The sequence below is a fragment of the Niallia sp. Marseille-Q9988 genome (genome assembly GCF_976954375.1).
Genome location: NZ_CDRJSZ010000001.1, coordinates 295,917 through 317,596, shown reverse-complemented (window position 1 = coordinate 317,596; position 21,680 = coordinate 295,917). Strand labels below are relative to the sequence as shown.

Genomic DNA, 21,680 nt, shown 5'->3' with positions numbered 1-21,680 from the left:
TTTAATTTAAGGGGTATAGATATGGGGAAAGCGACAGCAGTATATATGGATTATGATAATTTATACCGTTCTATTAATGAATCATATTCCCAGTTTAAAACAAGTGAAGTAGTAAAAAAAATACTAGAACATTTAGCATTAGGAGAGGAAAATTCAGTCCAACTTATTAAAGCGTTTTGTGACTTTAAGACAGCAAATAATGAAATAAGTGATCTACAGGAGAATTTAGTAGAGTTACGGCATATTAATTCCATTGGAGATGGAAAAACCAATGCGTCTGATTTAGCTTTGGCGATTGATGTAATTAAATCGCTATATAATACTCGTAAGTTCGAACACTATGTAATTGTTTCCTCGGATTCTGATATGCTTCCTCTAATTTTAGAGCTTAGTTATCAAGATAAAGAAATAACTCTTTTATACTTAGAATCTAAAGTAAAAAAAAGATACGTAGAAAGCCTAAAAACTAGGATTAATGTAAAGAAGATTGAGGATATTTTAGGTGTGGAAACATACAGACCTTTTGATATAGAAGATATAGAATCAAGTGATGAGGAAAAGTTAAAATACTTAAATTGTATTAATAAAGGAATGAATAGACTATTTGTTAAATACGGTTCTAAACCTCTGACAGTAATTTATCAAAAAAATATTTTAGAATTTTTGAATGATGAGTCAAGTTTTAATTTGCAACCATCTGATTCCTCTGCAATACTGGATTATTTTAAAAATGAAAAATTAATTATTATTAAAGAGGTAGAAGTTAATATAGAGGATAAGGAAACAACAAGAAAAGCTAATTTTATAAACCCCGAAAAGCTGAATGAGCTAGGATTAACCTTGGACGAGGAAATAAATGTTAAATATGAAACAAGAGAAGAATCCTTAGTATAAGTGTCAAATTAATTAATTTATGTTAGATGTTTTAGCTAAACAAACACTGGTATCTCCTTCTCAAAGAATCAAAAAATCTTTAGAGTTAAAAAAAATTTAAAGAAAGTGTTGTATTTTTCTCTAAAAATGAATATAATGATGATGAAGATTCAAAAAGAACGATTTATAAATGAACGAATTAAAGAACGAATTAAAAGAACGCTTTGAGGAGATCCTTCTAAAAATTGAAGGATCTTTTCTCATTTGGTGAACCTTCAAAATAAATGAATTTATGCCCTATAGGATTGGAAAATAGGTAAATAAGAAGGTAAAAAAGTGATTCCATAACAATCATAAATAATCAAATCAGTTAGTTATGCCTCAACAGAGTGTAAATGGAATGGAAAAGGAAATTACATAGGTAGACAACGAAAAGAATCCAATCGTGATTTCATCCTTTTTGCACAATATCCTTTCAATCTTTTGAATAATAGTTGACAAAGTCAATTGTTGTATATATCATTTACTGTGAGGTGAATGAAAAAATGAGTTTTAAAGAAGCAATTGAGATCAGAGAAATTCTTCAACAATTGGTTCGTGATTTTGGTTTATTACAGCGTGAAGGTTCAGAATGTTGCGGAATAACAGTCCTGCAAAGTCACATTATATATGAACTGGATAAAAATCCCCGTATTTCCTTAATTGATCTGGCTGAGAAATTATCCATGGATACCGGAATGCTAAGTAGGCAAATCAATAAAGTGGTGGAATTAGGGTATGTTTCTCGAACCCCAGATCCAAACGATAGACGTTATGTTGTTTTATTACTTACTGAAGAAGGGCAAGTAAAAGCAAACGAAATCTCCGGTCAAATGAATCAATACATTGGGCAGATTTTAGGATTCATTCCAGATGATAAAAAGGATCAGGTTATAGATAGTTTACAGGTCTTACTGAGTGCCATGAGGATGAATGATGGATCTGGTTCTGGTTGTTGTACCACTAAATAAATAGTGGTTTCCTTTTGGGTGATATTTGACTTTATCAAGTGTTGATTTTAGCAATTAAAGGAGGGGTGATTAATGATCATTAGGGAGGTCGAAGTAAAAGACTTGATGAAAGTTCTTCAGATTTATAATCAAGGAATAGAGGATCGGATTGCCACACTTGAAACTAGAACGAAAGATCAAGATTATATCCATTCCTGGTTTCTTCATCGTCAGGGGAGATACGTTGGGTTGGTCGCAGAGGATGAAGAAAGAAACATTGTCGGATGGGCAGCCATAAGTCCTTATAATCCTAGAGATGCCTATAGGGGAGTAGGGGAAATCTCGGTCTATATCCATCGTGATTTTAGAGGGAAAGGGATTGGGCAAAGGTTGCTAAAACAACTTGAAATAGAAGCATCGAATCATGACTTTTATAAATTAGTTTTATTTACTTTCCCATTTAACTCTATAGGTCAAGGCTTATATAACAAATTGAAGTATCGCCAAGTTGGGATATTTAAGAATCAAGGAATTCTTGATGGTGAATTTGTAGATGTAATGGCGATGGAAAAAATACTAGGTGCAAATTGTTAATCTAAGCATCTGGATTTTACATACAGCAAATATCTCAGTTACAAAGTCGAAGTAGTCTTCTTTAAAAAACATAATGAGAGGAAAGATGAAAATGGAATGGATAGAAATCAAACCGACCTGTTGTCAAGCTGAAGAGGAATTGAAAGAAACTAATAAAGATGAAAACAAACATTTACCCGTTGCAATTATTGGGGCGGGCCCTGTAGGTCTTGCAGCAGCAGCCCATTTAGCAAGATATGATCAACCATTTATTCTTTTAGAATCTGGAGCTCAAGTAGGGGCGAATATCCTAACATGGGGTCATGTTCGAGTATTTTCACCTTGGAGATATAACATTGATGAGACGGCATCTAAACTTCTTAAAGAACAAGGTTGGACTGAGCCAGACCTAAATGAATTACCTACTGGGAAAGAATTAGTTGATCAATATTTAAAGCCGTTGGCAAATACTCCTGAAATTAAAAAATCTTTGTTTGCTAATACAAAGGTTTTTTCAATTAGCCGAAAAAATATGGATAAAATGAAAACTGCTAATCGAGAAAAACAACCATTTGTCATTTATGCAGAGCAAAATGGCGAATTTAAAAAGTTTGAGGCGAGAGCAGTTATTGATGCAACAGGCACCTGGGGTAATCCTAATCCTGCAAATTCAAATGGCATTTGGTTAAAAGAAGAGGAAGCCATAAAAAATCAAATTTTCTATGGCATCCCAGATATTCTAGGAGCAGGTAAAAGCCGTTATCTAAATAAACGTGTTGCTGTTATTGGAAGTGGCCATTCTGCAATCAATTCATTATTAGAGTTAGCAAAATTAAGAGAAGAATATCCCGCAACAGAAATTGTATGGGTTTTGAGAAAAGTGCGAGTTGAAGAGGCTTATGGAGGAGAGGAACTGGATGCACTCGAGGCGAGAGGTGATTTAGGAAGTCGCATACACAAATTAGTGGATTCGTGCGTAGTTCAAGTTATTACTCCTTTTAGGATTCAAAACATTAAAGGGGAAAATGGGAAAATAGAGCTAGTAGGGGAGACTAAAGATGACTTAAAAACCTATTCAGATATAGATGAAATGATTGTCAATACAGGGAATCGTCCAGACTTTTCAATCCTTCGGGAAGTGAGGACCAGCATTGATACAGCAACGGAATGTGTCAAAGCTCTCGCTCCATTGATTGATCCTAATATTCATAGTTGTGGAACGGTACGTCCTCATGGGGAAAAAGAATTACGGCAACCTGAAAAAGATTTTTATATCGTTGGAGCAAAAAGCTATGGTCGAGCACCAACATTTTTAATGGCGACAGGATATGAGCAGGTTCGCTCCGTTGTAGCATACATATCAGGGGACTACGAAGCCTCAGAGAAGGTTGAGTTGGAATTACCTGAAACGGGTGTATGTAGTACGAATCTAAATGTTACAAAAGCATCCTGTAGTTCAAATTCATGCTGCTAAAATTGTGAAATTAGAAAGGGGGAGTCGAATATACTCTCCTTTTTTTGGAGGTAATGATGATGGTCATTAATAAAGGTGGTAATTTAAGTAAAGAATACTTTATTGCATATCTTAAATTAATTATGAATAGTAGACAATGCACCTTAGAAAAGGCAAAGGAAATCACGTTTGAGCGTCTATTTCAGAAAGATAAGGAAACACTTGGGAGCATTTCTTTTGAACGTTTTACAAATGCGTATGAGGATTTAAAAGAGGAAGGAAAGTGAGTTTAAAACCTTTTTACCATAGACAAATAGTTAGAGGGGAAAGTGCTGTGAAAAACCATTGAAGAAAAAACTTGAAACACATATATAAGTGGATTATTATATAAGTAAATACTTATTTAAAGTGAAAAAGTGAGGTGTAAAATTGAAAACGACTATTGAAATAGAACAAGTTGCTGTAATACTTAAACTATTAGGAGATAAAACTAGGCTAACCATGATGAAAATTCTTGATGGTGGAGCATGTTGTGTATGTGAATTTGTTGAGATATTTCAAATGACACAACCAGCTATAAGCCAACATCTAAGAAGGTTGAAAGATATGGGATTGGTTCAAGAGGAGAAAAAGGGACAGTGGGTTTTTTATTCAATTAATGAGAACAATATCTACTATCCATTTGTTACTCAGATTCTTAACCAATTACCTAGCCAAAAGGATAAGTTAGAGGATTTAGAAAAACAAGGGAAACGGATTTCTTGTTGTTAATATTGGGGGTTTTACATTTTGTCAGGAACACTTATTTTAGCTCTTATTATCTTTATTGCAACATTGATTTTAGTTATTTGGCAACCTAAAGGGTTAAATATTGGCTGGTCAGCTTGCGGAGGGGCTGTAATAGCTTTATTAGCAGGAGTAGTGGGATTTAGTGATGTTCTTGAAGTAATTGACATTACATGGAATGCAACGTTATCTTTCGTTGCAATTATCCTCATTTCATTAATATTAGATGAGATTGGATTATTTGAATGGGCAGCATTACACATGGCACGGGTAGCAAAAGGTCATGGAATAAAGATGTTTGTATACATCAGTATTCTAGGTGCTATTGTAGCGGCCTTATTTGCAAATGATGGTGCGGCATTAATTCTAACACCCATTGTACTTGCTATGGTACGAAATTTAAAGTTTAAAGAACAAATGATATTTCCCTTCATTATGGCAAGTGGATTTATTGCTGATACAACTTCACTTCCGTTTATTGTAAGTAACCTAGTAAATATAGTCTCTGCAGACTTTTTTGGTATCGGATTTGTGGAATATGCCTCACGAATGATAATTCCAAACTTATTTTCACTGATTGCGACGATTTTTGTATTGTTAATTTACTTTAGAAAAAGTATCCCTAGAAATTACGATTTATCAAAATTAAAGGAACCAAAAGAGGCTATTAAAGACTTAAAAATGTTTCGCTTATCATGGTATGTTCTTAGTTTATTAGTAATTGGATACTTTACTAGCGATTTCATCAACGTACCTGTTTCTATAATTGCAGGAACCATTGCTATTTTCTTTTTCATAATGGCAAGACGTAGTGCTTCTGTTAATACTAAGGAAGTTATTAAAAGTGCACCTTGGAATATTGTATTTTTCTCTATTGGAATGTATGTGGTGGTATATGGATTAGGAAATGCGGGACTTACATCTGCACTGGCAAGTGTCATTCAAACAGTAGCTGATCAAGGTTTATTTGTTGGAACTGTTGCAATGGGATTTTTAGCTGCTTTCCTCTCATCCATCATGAATAATATGCCAACCGTTATGATTGATGCTTTAGCCATTGCTGAAACAGATACATCTGGTGTGTTAAGGGAAGCACTTATTTATGCTAATGTAGTTGGCTCCGATTTAGGTCCAAAAATCACACCAATTGGTTCTTTAGCAACATTAGTATGGCTTCATGTATTGTCACAAAAAGGTGTTAAAATTTCATGGGGAACTTATTTTAAAACGGGTATTATTTTAACAATTCCAATTCTATTTATTACATTATTAGGTCTTTACCTAACACTTACTCTATTTTAAAAAGGAGAATTATTATGTCTAAAAAAACAATCTATTTTTTATGTACTGGAAATTCTTGCAGAAGCCAAATGGCTGAAGGCTGGGGGAAGAAGTATTTAGGTGATGAGTGGGAAGTTAAGAGTGCAGGTATCGAGGCACATGGCTTAAATCCCAATGCAGTGAAAGCAATGAATGAAGTAGAAATTGATATTTCAAATCAAACATCTGACATTATTGACCCAGAGATCCTAAACAATGCTGAATTTGTCGTTACTTTATGTGGAGATGCTGCTGATAAGTGTCCAATGACACCACCACATGTAAAACGTGATCATTGGGGATTTGATGACCCTGCAAAAGCTCAAGGAAGTGAAGAGGAAAAATGGGCTGTATTCCAACGAGTTCGTGACCAAATAGGTGAAAGAATCAAGCGTTTTGCTGAAACTGGAGAATAAAACAGCCTTATACCAAGAGATCCATCTCTTGGTTTTCTTTAAAGACTAATATAAGTATATGCTTATTTAATATTAATCGGAGGGTTTTAGATGAAAAAAGTCGAGATATTTGATCCAGCAATGTGTTGTTCAACAGGAGTATGTGGTCCATCAGTTGATCCAGAACTAACCAGAGTAGCATCTGCGGTATATTCTTTGGAGAAAAAAGGATTTGATGTGAAACGGTATCAATTAACAAATGACCCTGATAAATTTGGTAAAACACAGTCAGTGAATAGTGTTTTACATGAAAAGGGACCGGATGCGTTACCTGTAGTTTTAGTAGATGAACAAGTTGTTAAAGTTGGAACCTATCCAACAAATGAAGAACTTGCAGAATGGCTAGGGGTAAAAGCTGAAGAGCTTACTGAAAAACCGAAAGTCCGACTTTCATTAAACATAAAAAAACAGTGAAAAGAAAGAAGTGAAAAACATGTTTCAATCTTTCAAACCTCAAAATGTTGTGCAGACACAGTTTTTATTTTTAACTGGAAAAGGCGGAGTTGGAAAAACATCAACTGCATGTGCAACAGCCGTAGCTTTAGCGGAAAGTGGAAAAAAAGTTTTACTAATTAGTACAGACCCAGCATCTAATTTACAGGATGTTTTTGATTTTGAATTAACAAACTCGCCTAAAGCAGTTCCAACGGTAGAAAATTTATTTGCCAGTAATTTAGATCCCGAGGCATCAGCAAGTGCATATCGTGAAAAAGTAGTCGGTCCATACCGTGGAATATTACCAGATTCCGTTGTAGCTACAATGGAAGAGCAACTATCAGGAGCATGTACAGTCGAGATTGCCGCATTTGATGAATTTACAACTTTACTTACAAACACAGAAATTATAAACCAATATGACCATATCATTTTTGATACAGCACCAACGGGCCATACGTTACGTCTATTACAACTACCAACAGACTGGAACGGATTCTTAGAGGAAAGTACGCATGGTGCTTCTTGTTTAGGTCCTTTATCAGGACTTGCTGATAAGAAAAATTTATATTCGGAAACTGTTGATGTTCTTTCGGATTCAAATAAAACAACACTTATATTAGTAACAAGACCTGATATATCATCTCTAATAGAAGCAGACCGGGCATCAATAGAACTCAAAGAGATTGGAATAAAAAATCAAATACTTATTGTTAACGGTCTGCTTCTGAACTATATGAAAGACGATGAAGTTTCATCAGCTTTTTATCAAAGGCAAAGGAATGCTTTAAAGCAGATACCAGCTAATCTAAAACAGACAGTAAGCTATTCATTACCGTTTGTTTCATATTCTCTAACTGGGGTTGAAAATTTACGTTATTTATTTAAAGAATACGTTATTCCAGTATCAGAGGAAAACAGTGAGAACGAGATAGTAAGACTACCAAATCTAAACGATGTCATTAGTGATTTCTCATCAACTAATACAAGAATAATTTTTACTATGGGTAAAGGGGGCGTTGGAAAAACAACGGTCGCTTCAGCCATTGCAGTTGGTTTGGTGGAACAGGGCCATCGAGTTCATTTGACGACAACTGATCCTGCAGCTCACTTGCAGTATCAATTTCAAAGCGACCAATTAAATCAAAATCTAACTATTAGCAGCATTAATCCTAAAGATGAAGTAGAAAAATATAAAACCGAAGTGTTGGCGACTGCTGGTAAGGATTTAGATGAGGAAGGTCTGGCTTATTTACAGGAAGATTTAAACTCACCTTGTACAGAGGAAATTGCAGTCTTTCGTGCATTTGCCGAAGTAGTTGCCAAATCTGAAAATGAGATTGTCGTCATTGACACAGCTCCTACAGGTCATACATTACTCTTATTAGATGCAGCACAGTCATATAGCAAGGAAATTGCTAGGTCTACTGGCGAAGTGCCAGAAAGTGTAACAAAACTACTTCCAAAGATTAGAGATTCCAAGGAAACATCTGTCGTAATCGTTACCTTAGCTGAAGCTACACCTGTATTTGAAGCCTCCCGATTACAAGATGATTTAAGAAGAGCAAATATTAGCCCAAAATGGTGGGTTATTAATCAAAGTCTATTTGCCACTGATACCAAAGACCCTGTGTTAAGAGGGAAAGCAATTTCTGAAAAAGAGTGGATTCGTGAGGTCAATAATCATTTAGCCGATAGTTGTGCGATTATACCTTGGTTGCATGAAGAAAAGATTGGGTATGAGAAACTAAAAGACTATATAAATTAATGATGTAGAAAAATGATGGAGGTACTACAATGACAACAAAGAATTATCATGAATTAATCAAGGATAGAATTTACATCGGTGGTGCAGACGATGTAAATGATTTATTAGGGAATGAGAAAATAGATGTTGTATTTGATTTAAGAGCTGAGGCTCCGATAGAAGATGTAGTTTATAACCGTATTCATAGCCCTATTGTTGATGATGCAGCAGACCAAGAAGAATCTATTAAGAAATCTATTGATCATGTAATAAAAGCATATAACGAGGGTAAGAATATTTACTTCCATTGCCAAGGAGGAAGTAATCGCACTGGTACTGTTGCAATCGGAACATTATTAGCCTTAGAAAAAGCAAGTACAATTGCTGAAGCAGAAGAAATTGCTAAGGCAGCAAGACCAAAAATTAATGTGAAGCCAGAAATGAAAGAGGCTTTAAAAAGAATTTATCCAAATGGATAGGGGAGAAACCTTAATGAAAATTACAGATGCTGCGAAACACTTATTAGAAAATGTATTAACGGAAAATGGTGCAGAAGGTATACGCCTTTATTCAGTTGCTGGATGCTGCGGACCACAATTTGCGTTATCTTTAGATGCACCACTTGAAACTGATATAATTGAAACTATTAATGGTATTAAAGTAGCAATTGATTCACAGGTTGCTACAACTGAGGAGCTAACTTTAGACAAAGAAGAAAATCAGAACGGTGAAGGTTTAGTATTATTAGGTGCAAGTGGTTGTTGTTAGGAAAAGGTAAAAAGGAGTAGTTAGCTCATTCATGAGTTGATTACTCCTTTTTATTTTAGATTTTGCTAAGTATCCTTAGAGACACTTGCTGAGGAGATTCGGAATCAATTTGACACCGGTCCAATATAGTGAGGAAGCTCAATAAGGTAAGGTTTGTAGCTGTGCAACTGCATAAATAACGAAAAATATAACAGAGGTTATCCGGATATTTTGTGATAACCTTTTATTTTGTATTAAAAAAATTGTTATTAGAATCGGATACCATAATTCAATTTTACATTCATTCAAATAACCACTTGAATGTTAGCGAGTAAAAGGAGTATACTATATTCAAATAAACACTTGAATGAGAATGGAGTGAAAAAATGAATAAAAAAGATACCTGTGAGATTTATTGTTATGATGAAGAAAAGGTAAATCGAATACAAGGGGATTTACAATCAATTGACATTGTTAGTGTATCCCAAATGCTAAAAGCTATTGCAGATGAAAATAGAGCAAAAATTACCTACGCTTTGTGCCAAGATGAAGAACTATGTGTGTGCGATATAGCAAATATTGTAGGTGTTACTGTAGCGAATGCTTCTCATCATTTACGTACCCTCCACAAGCAAGGGATTGTTAAGTTCAGAAAAGAGGGAAAACTAGCATTTTATTCATTAGATGATGACCACATCAAACAGATAATGATGATTGCGTTAGCACATAAAAACGAGGTGAAAACCAATGTCTGATCAAACAGCAAAACTAAATGAACAAGAATTGAAAGCCTATCGTGTTCAAGGATTTACTTGTGCCAACTGTGCTGCCATTTTTGAAGATAATGTAAAAGATCTTCCTGGTGTTCAGAATGCGAAAGTAAACTTTGGAGCATCTAAAGTTTATGTTCAAGGGAATACAACGATTGAGGAATTGGAAAAAGCAGGGGCGTTTGAAAATTTAAAGATTCGGGATGAAAAAGAACAAAAAGTAGAGCGTGAACCATTCTGGAAACAGAAAGAAAACATTAAGGTATATATATCTGCCATTTTGCTTGTAGTCAGTTGGTTCTTAGGTGAGCAATATGGTGAGGAGCATATACTACCTTCGATTGGTTATGCAGCGTCTATTTTAATTGGGGGGTATTCGCTATTCATTAAAGGACTTAAAAATCTAAGCAGATTACTCTTTGATATGAATACGCTAATGACCATTGCGATTATAGGAGCTGCCCTTATTGGTGAGTGGGGTGAAGGAGCAACCGTTGTCATCTTATTTGCGATCAGTGAAGCGTTAGAGCGTTATTCAATGGATAAAGCTCGTCAATCAATTGAATCATTAATGGATATTGCTCCAAAAGAAGCATTGATTCGCCGTGGAAATGAAGAAATGATGATTCATGTTGATGAAATTCAAGTTGGAGACATCATGATTGTAAAGCCTGGCCAAAAATTAGCAATGGATGGAATCGTTATAAAAGGAACGTCCACGTTAAATCAGGCTGCTATTACTGGTGAAAGTGTTCCGGTAACGAAAACGATAGATGAAGAAGTTTTTGCGGGAACCTTAAATGAAGAAGGGTTACTTGAAGTTAAAGTGACAAAACGAGTAGAAGATACCACTCTTTCAAAAATCATTCACTTGGTAGAAGAAGCTCAAGCAGAACGGGCACCTTCTCAAGCGTTCGTCGATAAATTTGCGAAATACTATACACCAGTTATTGTGATCTTGGCTCTTTTAATTGCGGTTATTCCACCGTTATTTGGGGGAGATTGGAGCGAATGGGTTTATCAAGGTTTAGCTGTATTAGTAGTTGGTTGTCCATGTGCCTTGGTTGTTTCTACTCCAGTTGCGGTTGTAACTGCAATAGGAAATGCAGCAAAAAATGGAGTGTTAATTAAAGGTGGCATCCATTTAGAAGAAGCAGGGCATTTGAAGGCTATTGCTTTTGATAAAACAGGTACATTAACTAAAGGGATTCCTGCTGTAACAGACATTATGATATATGGTGGAAATGAAAATGAACAGTTAACCATTACAGCAGCGATTGAAAAAGGATCCCAACATCCATTAGCTTCAGCTATTATGCGGAAAGCAGAAGAAAAGGGATTAGACTTTAATGATGTAATAGTTGAAGACTTCCAATCTATTACAGGTAAAGGTGTAAAAGCCAAGGTAAATAACGAAATGTATTATGTTGGAAGTCCAGCACTTTTTGAAGAATTACACGGAAGCATTGAAAGTGATAGAAAACAAAAGATTACTGAAATGCAAACCCAAGGAAAAACCGTGATGGTACTAGGAACGGAGAAAGCGATTCTTTCGTTAATCGCCGTAGCCGATGAAATTAGGGAAACATCAAAAGAAGTCATTGGTAAATTGAATAATATTGGAATTGAAACGGTAATGTTGACAGGGGATAACAAAAGAACTGCATCAGCAATTGGGAAACAAGTTGGAGTTACTGATATAAAAGCTGATTTGCTACCAGAGGATAAGTTGAATTTTATTAAAGAACTTCGAGGAAAACATCAAAGTGTAGCAATGGTTGGGGATGGTGTGAATGATGCACCAGCACTTGCAGCTTCCACTGTTGGTGTAGCGATGGGTGGTGCTGGAACAGATACAGCATTAGAAACGGCTGATATTGCCTTAATGTCTGATGATTTAAGCAAATTGCCATATACAATAAAGTTAAGTCGTAAGGCTTTAGTAATCATCAAGCAAAATATTACCTTCTCTTTAGCGATTAAATTAGTGGCATTATTGTTAGTTATGCCTGGTTGGTTAACGCTATGGATAGCGATATTTGCAGATATGGGTGCAACATTACTTGTGACATTAAACAGTTTGCGATTGCTAAAAGTTAAAGAATAGAATCATATGTAAAAGGGATAGCAAGACGTTAACGGGCAGAATACTTGAAGAAAAGAATTTTAATATTATACTTGACCGTGTACCTTAGTACACGGTTTATTATGTTTATAGGGGTGAATAATTTGAGTTACCGAATTAGTGTGTTTGCCGAAAAATCCGGTGTAAATAAAGAGACAATTAGGTATTACGAAAAAAAATCATTATTAAAAGATCCTTCCCGAACGAATGAAGGTTATCGGATATATTCAGATGATGATGTTAAGCGTGTAAAATTTATTAAAAGACTGCAAAATCTTGGCTTTTCATTGAGTGAAATATATATATTACTTGGAGTTGTCGATAATGATGAAGTTCGCTGCAAAAATATATTTGAATTTGTATCAAAAAAAGAATTAGAAATTCAAGAACAAATTGCAGATTTAAAGCGTATTGAGTCAATGTTAAAGGACTTAAAAAGTCGATGTCCAGATCAAAAGGCAATACATCAATGTCCTATTGTTGAATCTTTGATTTTTGATTGATTTTTAAATAGAGGAGGAAGAAAAGGTGAAAAAATATCGGATTAAAATCAACGGAATGACCTGTACAGGCTGTGAACAACATATTTATGCTGCTTTAACCAACATAGGTGCTTTAAATATCGAAACCAGTTTTAGACGTGGTGAATCGGTATTTGAAATACCAGATGATGTTAATGCTGAAAATGTAAGACAAGCAATTAAACAAGCAAAATATCAACCAGAAGACATAGAAGATATTTCAACACAGAAGCTAAAAGATATAGAGTTAGATATTAAAAGTGATTACGATTTACTTATCATTGGTTCAGGCGGGGCAGCTTTTTCTGCTGCCATTAAATCAATTGAATATGGGGCAAAAGTGGGGATGATTGAACGTGGAACTGTTGGTGGAACTTGCGTGAATGTTGGTTGTGTTCCATCAAAAACACTTCTTAGAGCAGGAGAAATCAATCATATAGCAAAAGCAAATCCATTTATAGGGTTACAAACATCTGTTGGAGAAGTCGATTTAGCCTCTTTGGTGAAGCAAAAGGATGAATTAGTTAGCGAACTTCGAAATCAAAAATATATAGACTTAATTGATGAATATGGTATTGATTTAATAAAGGGTGAAGCAAAATTTATTGATGAAAATACAGTTGAAGTAAATGGGGAGAAACATTCTGCTAAACGCTTTTTAATTGCAACAGGTGCTTCACCATCAATACCAACAATTTCAGGACTTGAAGAAGTAGATTATATTACAAGTACAACACTACTTGAATTAAAAAAGATGCCTAAGCGATTAACAGTAATGGGTTCAGGCTATATCGGGTTGGAACTTGGGCAACTGTTTCATAATTTAGGTTCAGAAGTAACTCTTATCCAAAGAAGTGATTGTCTTTTAAAAGAATATGATCCAGAGATTTCAGAAGCTGTAGAAAAGGTTTTGACAGAACAAGGTATAAACCTTTTGAAAGGGGCAACTTATGAGCGTGTAGAGCAAGTTGGAGCGGTAAAAAAGGTTTATGTAACGGTAGATGGCAAGAAAAAAGTTGTGGAATCAGAACAACTACTTGTTGCAACAGGAAGAAAACCAAATACGGATTCTTTAAATTTAAGTGCAGCAGGGGTTGAAGTCGGAAAACGAAATGAAATACTGATAAATGATTATGCCAGAACAAGTAATCAGAAGATTTATGCAGCAGGAGATGTAACATTAGGGCCGCAATTTGTATATGTAGCAGCCTATGAAGGTGGGGTTGTTGCTGATAATGCGATTGGTGGGTTAAATAAAAAATTAGATTTATCAGTTTTTCCTGCTGTCACATTTATAAATCCATCCATTGCAACAGTTGGTTTAACAGAGAAAAAGGCAAAAGAACAAGGCTATGAAGTAAAAACATCTGTACTATCTTTAGATTCCGTTCCAAGAGCATTAGTAAACCGTGAAACGACAGGTGTATTTAAGGTTGTTGCTGATGCTAAAACATTAAAAATTCTTGGAGTTCATATTGTATCTGAATATGCAGGTGATGTGATTTATGCAGCGACATTAGCAGTTAAGTTTGGTTTAACCGTGGAGGATTTAAAAGATAGCCTTGCACCATATTTAACAATGGCAGAAGGACTAAGACTAACTGCTCTTACATTTGATAAAGATGTTTCGAAGCTATCTTGTTGTGCAGGGTAAATGTAAATAAATTAATATCATCGGAGGTATGTATGGATTATTGTGAAAATATGAGACAAATGATTGGGAATTCTTCACTAATTATTGTTCGGCCAAGTGTAGCTATTGTTAATCATTACGGAGAAATATTATTAAGTAGATATTCAGGAGCAACTTGGGGGATTCCGGGTGGAATTTTGCAGTTAAATGAGTCAGTTGAGGATTGTATTACACGAAAAGTCTTTCAAGAAATAGGCTTAAAGATAAAAGAGTTAAAATTATTTGGTGTCTATTCAGGAAAGGAATTAATAAATCGTGTCGAGGAAAGTGGAGACGAGTATCAAACGGTTGCAATTGGTTATTTATGTACCAAGTACGAAGGAGAAATAACACCTGAAAGCAACCAAGGAATAGAGGCACAATTTTTTGGATTAGATCATTTACCTGACGAGATTGACCCTTTTATTAAAGACAAGTTAGTTGGGGTAAAAGGTCAACTTGAAAAATAAAACTCTCTTATTAAGCCAAGGGGCGAATGCTTTACTTTATAATAGCATTGCCTTTTTTTGTTTACGTAGAATATTGTGAAGTATCACACCTTAAAGTAATGGGGCGAGATAGCTTATCCTTTTTATATTTATTTCATCTTGTTTCTTTATTCTTTTTTCTATTATATGTAGCTGTCTTATTCTTCTTCTCCATGCTAAAAAGTCGGTAGCTACTGTTAAATAGTTGGTATCCAGAGCGGAAGGAAGAGTGAGGAAAAAAGAGCAGGCGAACAATATGTACTCAATCATTTTTCAATCGTAAAATCAATTATATTTCAGGCTGGATCCAATAGTGGTCCAGTCTTTTTGTTTTGTCCAATATCTCCTCAATCCCTTGTCCAGTAGGGGTTCAATCATCCTTGCTCATTCTTTTCTCTCTTCTAATATGTTGTTTTCCTCACTGCATAAACCCGTAGGGTTTCAGTTCTTTTTCGTGTATTTCTCAACGTGTTTTTTCAATCTTTTCTCTTGATTCTTCCCTCCATTATGGAAGAACTTTTTAACATTGTCTGAATATTCGATACGACCCAGAACGGAAAAAAGAGGGCGAAAATGGGGGTTTTGGGGAAGAACAATAAAGCAGAAGAAAGAGTGGGGGAGAGAAGAGGAAAGAGGGATGGGACTTAGAGCCGCAAGGATTTGAGGGGAGTGAGAGGGACGAAACCGACATTTTAGCAGTTGAATATTTGAAATAAAGTTTCTTTAAAATTATTTTAGCTCGCGTTTATTTTCTTTTAAAAATTCTTTATAATTTTCTCCCCATTCATTCATTAGAGAAATAATTGGTTCTAGCGTTCTCCCAAACTCAGTCAATGAGTATTCAACTTTAGGGGGGATTTCAGGATAAACTTGGCGATGGACAATTCCATCTTCCTCGAGTTCTTTTAATTGGAGAGATAACATTCGTTTAGTAATACCGGGCATTAATCTATTGAATTCATTAAATCGCTTCGTTCCATCTAATAAATAAAATAGAATGACTCCTTTCCATTTACCTCCAATTACATCAAGAGTTCCTTCAACCGGACAGCCTTCGGGGCATCCATACCCTTTCTTTCGATTTCTCATCCGTACTCATACCTTTCTCATTTCTTCTTAGTCTTTAATTCTTAATTAGTAACATAGTTAATATCAGATTACAAGAATGTTAGTACACACTCTTTTCCTTCCATTCCTAATAGGTAACATGGTTGATACCAGATTACAAGAATGTGCGTACTTACCCTTAGCATATTTCTTTTTTATAATAAACATGAATAAAAAAGGAGGGCATTTAAATGAAGGCAGTTGGATTATACAAATATTTACCGATTGAAAGGGAAGAAAGTTTGGTAGATGTTCAATTGGAAAAACCTACACCAACCAAAAGAGATATACTTGTTAAAATTAAAGCTATTTCAATTAATCCGGTCGATGTAAAGGTTCGAGCTCCAAAAGATAAAGAAGAAAAAGAACCAAGGATTTTAGGTTGGGATGCAAGTGGAGTGGTGGAAGAAATCGGATCAGATTGTACAATATTTAAGCCTGGGGATGAAGTCTTTTATTCTGGTGACCTAACACGATCAGGGACTTATAGCGAATATCAATTAGTTGATGAAAGAATTGTTGGATTAAAGCCAAAGTCTTTGAATTTTGCTCAATCAGCTGCGTTACCATTGACATCGATAACAGCATGGGAAAGTTTATTTGATCGATTAATGATAGATATAAATAACCACAAAGAAAATCAATCTAAGAGCATTCTTATTATTGGTGGAGCAGGTGGAGTTGGCTCAATAGCGATTCAATTAGCTAAATTGGCTGGTTTACAAGTGATTGCCACAGCTTCTAGACAGGAGAGTAAGCAACGGGTGAATAAATTAGGTGCTGATTATATCATTAACCATCACGAAAACTTTCGAAATCAACTACAAGAACATGATATAAAAGGCGTTGAATATATTCTATGTTTGAACGAAACAGAGCAGCATTGGCAAAACATGGCCAATATTATTTTCCCGCAAGGAAGTATTTGTTCGATTGTAGAAATGGAAAATCCTATCGACCTTACTGCTTTAAAAAATAAAAGTGTAACGTTTGCTTGGGAATTTATGTTTACAAGATCCATGTATCAAACTACAGACATGATCAAGCAACATGAACTTTTATCCAAACTAAGTAAACTAATAGATGAAGGGAAAGTAACAACAACCCTAACTGAAACACTTAGACCAATTAATGCCGAAACTTTACGTAAAGCACATAAAATAGTAGAAACGGGAAGTATGATTGGCAAAATAGTAGTAGAGAATGAGTAAATGCCTAATGAGACTGTCGTGTACAATAAATTGATTGTCTAAAAAGCAGGCTGTTTAGATGTTTCGAAAAAATCAGGCAATTTATCTATAGGTATAAGAATCTTCAAGAAATCTAATGGTGTATCCATATGGATTAACTGATCATAAAATATCGTTATTAAAAGTGCAGGTTATGACACTGTAAAACATGTCTTCAATGCTAGTAATAATAAATTTTACAGAAAGATGGAATTCATTGGCAGTGAAGATTTAAAGTAATAGCGCTTTATATCTTTTCTACCAAGATGTATCAGAAATAGAGTCTATTGCTTAAGCATTTAGTAGTGAAAAAAGATTTGAATTTAAATAAGATAGATTAGTGTGAATTTTTTGAAAAAATAGTTTACGTGCAATATATTATTTAGTATACTTTAATTGTAAAATATTGGAGGTGGAATTCGAATGAATATAATGAAAAGATTAACGGTTGGTGGATTGGCAATAAGGTATATCTCTAGGAATAGGTTTATCTAACGTATCTGCAGCAATACCAACTGAAGCAAAGATTAGTGGTCCGAAAAATGAAATTATAATTGGTTCTTCTGCTACAATGACTAAAACTATTTCTTGGGGTGGGGGTAACGGAATTTATAATGTAAAGTACCATGATGGTATTACTACTCGATTTACAGATCCTGCTGCTAATTATTATAGTACAACTAGATCATCTACATATCATCTAGGTTCCTTAAGTACCGACAAATGGAACCTTACACTAACTGTTTCATCCGCTGGGGGTGGAACTGCACGTGCAACAGGAACAGTAACACTAAGAAAATAAATGTAAATTCTATGGCACCCTAGTCAACTGACTAGGGTGATTGTAATTAATCAATTTAAGGAGGAACGTCATGATTGATATAAAGTATTTACAAAAGTCATTTTCTGAATCCAATTCCATAATAGAAAATGTATCCTTGTCTATTGAAGAGGGACAGTGGTATACGATCGTAGGCCCTTCGGGTACAGGAAAGTCTACTTTACTTAAATGTATTTCAGGACTTTTAAAGCCTGATAAAGGCGAGGTCTTATATGAGAGAACTAATATTTATCACATGAATGAAAATGCGAGAAGCGAGTATAGAAAAAAAAATATTGGTTTTATATTTCAGGACTTCAAACTTTTGCCCCACTACTCTGTTATTGATAATGTCATGTTACCTCTTATTTATGATTATCCGAAAAAGGAACTATATATTAGAGCGAAAAAATTACTTGAGAGTGTGGGAATTAATAATTCTTTGTTTGCTAGACTGCCAGAATCTTTATCAGGAGGGGAAAAGCAAAGAGTGGGGATTGCTAGAGCTTTAATGGCTAATCCAAAGGTACTGATATGTGATGAACCGACTGGGAACTTAGATATTGAAAATAGAGATAACATTCTGCGCATTCTGATTGAATGCAAAAATAAAGGACAAACGATTATTATTGTAACCCATGATGAGGAAGTTGCGAAACTTGGTGATAAGACCTATAAATTATACAAAGGTAATTTGAAGGAAAACGAGGTATTTGTATGATACGTTTTGCTTGGGTTCGTATTTTAAGCAGAAAGTTGATCTCCATTACCATTTTATTAGCATTTATTGGTTTATATACACTTATTCCATTAGGTTTTCAGAGCACAAAAGAAATTAAGTTAGCAGTTAATCATTCCGTAGAAGAATACGGACGAGGTACATATGACATCCTAGTACGACCAAGTTCTACAAGAACAGATGTTGAAAAAAAATTAGGAATGATTGAAGAGAATTATATCGGTGATGGGGGAGGTGGTATTTCTATTTCTGATTGGGAACAGATTAAAAGAAACCCAGACATAGAATTGGCCGCTCCAGTAGCATCTCTAGGGTATTTTAGTGGTAAAAGGATGTCTATTGAACTTCCAGTATTAAAGGAACCAACAAGATTTTCTTGGCAATTTTATACCTCGGATGGGATTCATAAATATCCTATTGATCAGAAAGAGGAGTTATATTATTTTGATGGTTCGGTTCCAGGAAACATACAATATATTGACGCTTCGTATCCAAATTCATTAACAGGTGTAGCAATGACAGTCCTAATGCCTTTTAATTATTATCTATTAGCTGCTATTGATGTTGAGAGCGAAAGTAAGTTAACTGGAATTGACTATTCTGAATTAGATAAAGAGATTAATGATATTGAATTTAAAGAAGTTCGGGAAAGTTTAGGAAATCCACCCGTTATCAAAGTTATACAGCGGCATGATATAAATATTCCATTATATATGACTGTGAAGACAGATAGGATAGATGTAGATCTCGGAGAATATCAGGAGAAATTAGGCCTGATGAAAGATGACTCACTATTAATGGGCTATGAAAAACCTGAAAAAATGGAGCAAGTAATTAATGAACTATCTAAAGCTAAAGTGCTTGATAATAGAGAATATAATTTAGATTTATCTAAATTCCAAAAACCGTTTGAGGGGACAGCTGTAAAGATTGGGGAGGATTTCAGTATAAGTGAGACTGATCGCTTTATGTCTGACCAAGATACCTCGATTTATTACATAGCATCAAAAATCAACTATAAAATAAATGAAAATAATCTAGAAGTGCCCATACTTGAAGATGGACCTCCCCCAATATATAAAACAGTAAATAAAAAGGGGATAAGTGCCTATCAAAGTCAAAAGGTGCCCTTTATTATTGAACAAGTGGGAGAATTTTCACCTAATAAGGATACTAACCAGTTAGCTTCAAGCCCATTAGGTATATATTCTACCACAGAGTCAAAAAGCTTAGACGGTAAAGTGGTACAATCTACAATCTTTCCTGGAAGCTTTATTCCTACACCAGCGAGCGGGATAACAACCCTGGAAGCTGCTGAAATGGTAAAAGGTCAAAAACCGATTGATGCAATAAGGATCAAAGTGGCCGGGATAAATAAATATAACGTGGATGCTCAAGAGAAAATTGAACAAGTTGCAATAGACCTACTAAAATCTGGTTATGAAGTGGATATTGTTGCTGGTTCCTCTTTTAAACAAATGAGATTAGATGTTGAAGGTTTAGGCCAGATACTGGAGCCTTGGACAACTCTAGGGGTAGCACAAGAGCTGAGTGAAAATTGGAATCACATGTCCGTGATTTCTTTCATATTATTTTCTCTTTTTGGGTTTCTTTGGTTATATTCAAGAGTAACTTTTGAAAAAAAAGCCTTATATAAGGAAGATGAGTTACTATATCTATTAGGGTGGAAAAGGAAATTTATTTTTCTACGGAACTGTCTTGAACAATTTATTATTATTACTATTGGGTATGTAGTTAGCATTATTTTATTTACTCTATTCAAACAAGATGCATTCCCTTATTTACTCTCTTCATTATTATGGTTCCTAACCGTGGTCATGGTATGTTTATTATTTTTAAGAAATGGATCAGGGAATAAAACTAGGATAATGGAATATAAGAAAGTTCCAGCAATTATTCATTATAAAGAGTTTATATTACCAACCATTTTGGTTTTGTTCATTTCGATTATACTACTGATTATTCAGATATCTAACTTAGGATATTCCATTGAAAAAGCTAAGGAAACAACACTAGGTCAATTTACAATGGATGAAACATTAATCATACAAATTTCCATTATAGTGATAACCGTACTGCTTTCTTACCTAGCAGTTAGTGAGAGTATTACAGCACTCCTTCAATACCGAGCGAAGGAATTTTCTATGTACCATATTATTGGGTGGACTAAAGGTCGTATATTGATTCATTTCTCTAAAGAAATCTCTCTCTGGTCAGGAGTCCCAATTGTTTTAGGGGTTCTTTTAGGAAGTTTGATTTTATTTGGAATGAATGTTTCATACAGTTGGATTTTTATTAGTATATTAATCTCTATAGGTATTTTATCAATTGCAATCGTCGTGACTACCATTACAAAATTAAAACCGTTTAGCAAGGGATAGCCTTGAATTAGTTTTTTTACCAATTTGTATCAAATAAATTGTGTTTCGGATTCAAAACATAATTAACTTCACTCTTACAGTGACACTCAAGGAAAATGGAATGCTGAGTGTTGTGGATAAATTAAGCTAGCAATTATGAGTTTTGATACTATTGGTCGATATCTGAACTAGAGTTAAGGATAAAATACACTTCATCTTTTATTAGATGAGGTGTATTTTGTACAATCAAATATTCAGCAATAATTAAAAAGATAATACAAGGAAAATCACTCTTTGTCGATGAGATTCATATTAGATTACAAGACATGAAGAGGAGGACTATTAATCAAAATGAAGGAAAAACATATTTGAGTATATCAGTAGAGTAAAATTTATTCATATGAGATTATAAACTATAATCAAACTTTATTCGAAACACCCCCTAAATAT

The 21,680-nt window shown here is 34.6% G+C and carries 22 protein-coding genes; 21 read left to right on the top strand and 1 reads right to left on the bottom strand.

What is annotated here, in order from left to right; genetic code table 11:
• Positions 1-21: 21 nt before the first annotated feature.
• The 17 genes from ACWNMZ_RS01565 (at position 22) to ACWNMZ_RS01485 (ending at position 14,936) form a co-directional block, all read left to right on the top strand.
• Positions 22-894, top strand: coding sequence for an NYN domain-containing protein (locus ACWNMZ_RS01565; RefSeq protein ID WP_026682633.1), 873 nt, complete (start codon positions 22-24; stop codon positions 892-894).
• Positions 895-1,418: 524 nt separating this feature from the next.
• Entirely contained in the window at positions 1,419-1,883 is a 465-nt protein-coding gene (locus ACWNMZ_RS01560) for a MarR family winged helix-turn-helix transcriptional regulator (protein ID WP_026682632.1), read from the top strand.
• A gap of 72 nt (positions 1,884-1,955) precedes the next feature.
• Positions 1,956-2,456, top strand: a complete 501-nt coding sequence (locus ACWNMZ_RS01555) for an arsinothricin resistance N-acetyltransferase ArsN1 family A (RefSeq protein WP_026682631.1) — start codon at positions 1,956-1,958, stop codon at positions 2,454-2,456.
• An 85-nt stretch (positions 2,457-2,541) separates the two neighbouring features.
• Positions 2,542-3,909: an NAD(P)-binding domain-containing protein gene (locus ACWNMZ_RS01550; RefSeq protein ID WP_026682630.1), complete on the top strand. Its 1,368-nt coding sequence runs from the start codon at positions 2,542-2,544 to the stop codon at positions 3,907-3,909.
• Positions 3,910-3,968: 59 nt separating this feature from the next.
• Positions 3,969-4,175 (top strand): hypothetical protein, encoded by a 207-nt coding sequence (locus ACWNMZ_RS01545; RefSeq protein WP_026682629.1) that lies wholly within the window; start codon positions 3,969-3,971, stop codon positions 4,173-4,175.
• A gap of 142 nt (positions 4,176-4,317) precedes the next feature.
• Positions 4,318-4,659: an ArsR/SmtB family transcription factor gene (locus ACWNMZ_RS01540; RefSeq protein WP_026682628.1), complete on the top strand. Its 342-nt coding sequence runs from the start codon at positions 4,318-4,320 to the stop codon at positions 4,657-4,659.
• Positions 4,660-4,677: 18 nt separating this feature from the next.
• Complete coding sequence (locus ACWNMZ_RS01535; protein WP_026682627.1) at positions 4,678-5,976, top strand: arsenic transporter; 1,299 nt, start codon at positions 4,678-4,680, stop codon at positions 5,974-5,976.
• 14 nt (positions 5,977-5,990) lie between these two features.
• Positions 5,991-6,410 (top strand): arsenate reductase (thioredoxin), encoded by a 420-nt coding sequence (gene arsC, locus ACWNMZ_RS01530; RefSeq protein ID WP_026682626.1) that lies wholly within the window; start codon positions 5,991-5,993, stop codon positions 6,408-6,410.
• Positions 6,411-6,500: 90 nt separating this feature from the next.
• Positions 6,501-6,863: an arsenite efflux transporter metallochaperone ArsD gene (arsD, locus tag ACWNMZ_RS01525; protein ID WP_019156609.1), complete on the top strand. Its 363-nt coding sequence runs from the start codon at positions 6,501-6,503 to the stop codon at positions 6,861-6,863.
• Positions 6,864-6,882: 19 nt separating this feature from the next.
• Positions 6,883-8,652, top strand: coding sequence for an arsenical pump-driving ATPase (gene arsA, locus ACWNMZ_RS01520; protein ID WP_019156608.1), 1,770 nt, complete (start codon positions 6,883-6,885; stop codon positions 8,650-8,652).
• Between the two features lie 29 nt (positions 8,653-8,681).
• Complete coding sequence (locus ACWNMZ_RS01515) at positions 8,682-9,110, top strand: protein-tyrosine phosphatase family protein (protein ID WP_019156607.1); 429 nt, start codon at positions 8,682-8,684, stop codon at positions 9,108-9,110.
• Positions 9,111-9,123: 13 nt separating this feature from the next.
• Complete coding sequence (locus ACWNMZ_RS01510; RefSeq protein ID WP_019156606.1) at positions 9,124-9,399, top strand: iron-sulfur cluster assembly accessory protein; 276 nt, start codon at positions 9,124-9,126, stop codon at positions 9,397-9,399.
• 365 nt (positions 9,400-9,764) lie between these two features.
• Positions 9,765-10,133, top strand: coding sequence for an ArsR/SmtB family transcription factor (locus tag ACWNMZ_RS01505; protein ID WP_019156605.1), 369 nt, complete (start codon positions 9,765-9,767; stop codon positions 10,131-10,133).
• Positions 10,126-12,255 (top strand): heavy metal translocating P-type ATPase, encoded by a 2,130-nt coding sequence (locus tag ACWNMZ_RS01500; protein ID WP_019156604.1) that lies wholly within the window; start codon positions 10,126-10,128, stop codon positions 12,253-12,255. Before ACWNMZ_RS01505 ends, ACWNMZ_RS01500 begins: the two co-directional genes overlap by 8 nt.
• 122 nt (positions 12,256-12,377) lie before the next feature.
• Positions 12,378-12,776 (top strand): Hg(II)-responsive transcriptional regulator, encoded by a 399-nt coding sequence (gene merR, locus ACWNMZ_RS01495; RefSeq protein WP_026682624.1) that lies wholly within the window; start codon positions 12,378-12,380, stop codon positions 12,774-12,776.
• Between the two features lie 55 nt (positions 12,777-12,831).
• On the top strand, positions 12,832-14,448 hold the full coding sequence (merA, locus tag ACWNMZ_RS01490; RefSeq protein ID WP_285846551.1) for a mercury(II) reductase: 1,617 nt from the start codon (positions 12,832-12,834) through the stop codon (positions 14,446-14,448).
• Positions 14,449-14,480: 32 nt separating this feature from the next.
• Positions 14,481-14,936: an NUDIX domain-containing protein gene (locus ACWNMZ_RS01485; RefSeq protein ID WP_026682622.1), complete on the top strand. Its 456-nt coding sequence runs from the start codon at positions 14,481-14,483 to the stop codon at positions 14,934-14,936.
• A gap of 747 nt (positions 14,937-15,683) precedes the next feature.
• Here the strand turns inward: ACWNMZ_RS01485 and ACWNMZ_RS01480 are convergent.
• Positions 15,684-16,043: a winged helix-turn-helix transcriptional regulator gene (locus ACWNMZ_RS01480; protein ID WP_109769204.1), complete on the bottom strand. Its 360-nt coding sequence runs from the start codon at positions 16,041-16,043 to the stop codon at positions 15,684-15,686.
• A gap of 209 nt (positions 16,044-16,252) precedes the next feature.
• On the opposite strand from ACWNMZ_RS01480, the gene ACWNMZ_RS01475 reads away from it, so the two are divergent.
• The 4 genes from ACWNMZ_RS01475 to ACWNMZ_RS01460 all read left to right on the top strand — a co-directional run bounded on the left by ACWNMZ_RS01475 (position 16,253) and on the right by ACWNMZ_RS01460 (position 21,251).
• Positions 16,253-17,272 carry a zinc-binding alcohol dehydrogenase family protein gene (locus ACWNMZ_RS01475; protein ID WP_235252588.1) on the top strand — a complete coding sequence of 340 codons (1,020 nt, stop codon included), beginning with the start codon at positions 16,253-16,255 and terminating at the stop codon, positions 17,270-17,272.
• 589 nt (positions 17,273-17,861) lie between these two features.
• The gene (locus tag ACWNMZ_RS01470) at positions 17,862-18,092 is read left to right on the top strand and encodes a hypothetical protein (RefSeq protein WP_251628836.1); all 231 of its coding nucleotides are present in this window, start codon (positions 17,862-17,864) and stop codon (positions 18,090-18,092) included.
• A 70-nt stretch (positions 18,093-18,162) separates the two neighbouring features.
• Positions 18,163-18,831: an ABC transporter ATP-binding protein gene (locus ACWNMZ_RS01465; RefSeq protein WP_109769206.1), complete on the top strand. Its 669-nt coding sequence runs from the start codon at positions 18,163-18,165 to the stop codon at positions 18,829-18,831.
• Complete coding sequence (locus ACWNMZ_RS01460; protein WP_109769207.1) at positions 18,828-21,251, top strand: ABC transporter permease family protein; 2,424 nt, start codon at positions 18,828-18,830, stop codon at positions 21,249-21,251. Before ACWNMZ_RS01465 ends, ACWNMZ_RS01460 begins: the two co-directional genes overlap by 4 nt.
• Positions 21,252-21,680: the final 429 nt, after the last annotated feature.

Bases quoted from the DNA above. Each gene is read 5' to 3' on its own strand.
- arsC (WP_026682626.1), top strand. From the start codon at position 5,991: ATGTCTAAAAAAACAATCTATTTTTTATGTACTGGAAATTCTTGCAGA.
- ACWNMZ_RS01515 (WP_019156607.1), top strand. From the start codon at position 8,682: ATGACAACAAAGAATTATCATGAATTAATCAAGGATAGAATTTACATC.
- ACWNMZ_RS01505 (WP_019156605.1), top strand. From the start codon at position 9,765: ATGAATAAAAAAGATACCTGTGAGATTTATTGTTATGATGAAGAAAAG.
- ACWNMZ_RS01565 (WP_026682633.1), top strand. From the start codon at position 22: ATGGGGAAAGCGACAGCAGTATATATGGATTATGATAATTTATACCGT.
- ACWNMZ_RS01485 (WP_026682622.1), top strand. From the start codon at position 14,481: ATGGATTATTGTGAAAATATGAGACAAATGATTGGGAATTCTTCACTA.
- ACWNMZ_RS01500 (WP_019156604.1), top strand. From the start codon at position 10,126: ATGTCTGATCAAACAGCAAAACTAAATGAACAAGAATTGAAAGCCTAT.
- ACWNMZ_RS01480 (WP_109769204.1), bottom strand. From the start codon at position 16,043: ATGAGAAATCGAAAGAAAGGGTATGGATGCCCCGAAGGCTGTCCGGTT.
- ACWNMZ_RS01555 (WP_026682631.1), top strand. From the start codon at position 1,956: ATGATCATTAGGGAGGTCGAAGTAAAAGACTTGATGAAAGTTCTTCAG.
- merA (WP_285846551.1), top strand. From the start codon at position 12,832: ATGACCTGTACAGGCTGTGAACAACATATTTATGCTGCTTTAACCAAC.
- ACWNMZ_RS01475 (WP_235252588.1), top strand. From the start codon at position 16,253: ATGAAGGCAGTTGGATTATACAAATATTTACCGATTGAAAGGGAAGAA.
- ACWNMZ_RS01545 (WP_026682629.1), top strand. From the start codon at position 3,969: ATGGTCATTAATAAAGGTGGTAATTTAAGTAAAGAATACTTTATTGCA.
- ACWNMZ_RS01460 (WP_109769207.1), top strand. From the start codon at position 18,828: ATGATACGTTTTGCTTGGGTTCGTATTTTAAGCAGAAAGTTGATCTCC.
- ACWNMZ_RS01560 (WP_026682632.1), top strand. From the start codon at position 1,419: ATGAGTTTTAAAGAAGCAATTGAGATCAGAGAAATTCTTCAACAATTG.
- arsA (WP_019156608.1), top strand. From the start codon at position 6,883: ATGTTTCAATCTTTCAAACCTCAAAATGTTGTGCAGACACAGTTTTTA.
- arsD (WP_019156609.1), top strand. From the start codon at position 6,501: ATGAAAAAAGTCGAGATATTTGATCCAGCAATGTGTTGTTCAACAGGA.
- ACWNMZ_RS01510 (WP_019156606.1), top strand. From the start codon at position 9,124: ATGAAAATTACAGATGCTGCGAAACACTTATTAGAAAATGTATTAACG.
- ACWNMZ_RS01550 (WP_026682630.1), top strand. From the start codon at position 2,542: ATGAAAATGGAATGGATAGAAATCAAACCGACCTGTTGTCAAGCTGAA.
- ACWNMZ_RS01470 (WP_251628836.1), top strand. From the start codon at position 17,862: ATGACTAAAACTATTTCTTGGGGTGGGGGTAACGGAATTTATAATGTA.
- ACWNMZ_RS01465 (WP_109769206.1), top strand. From the start codon at position 18,163: ATGATTGATATAAAGTATTTACAAAAGTCATTTTCTGAATCCAATTCC.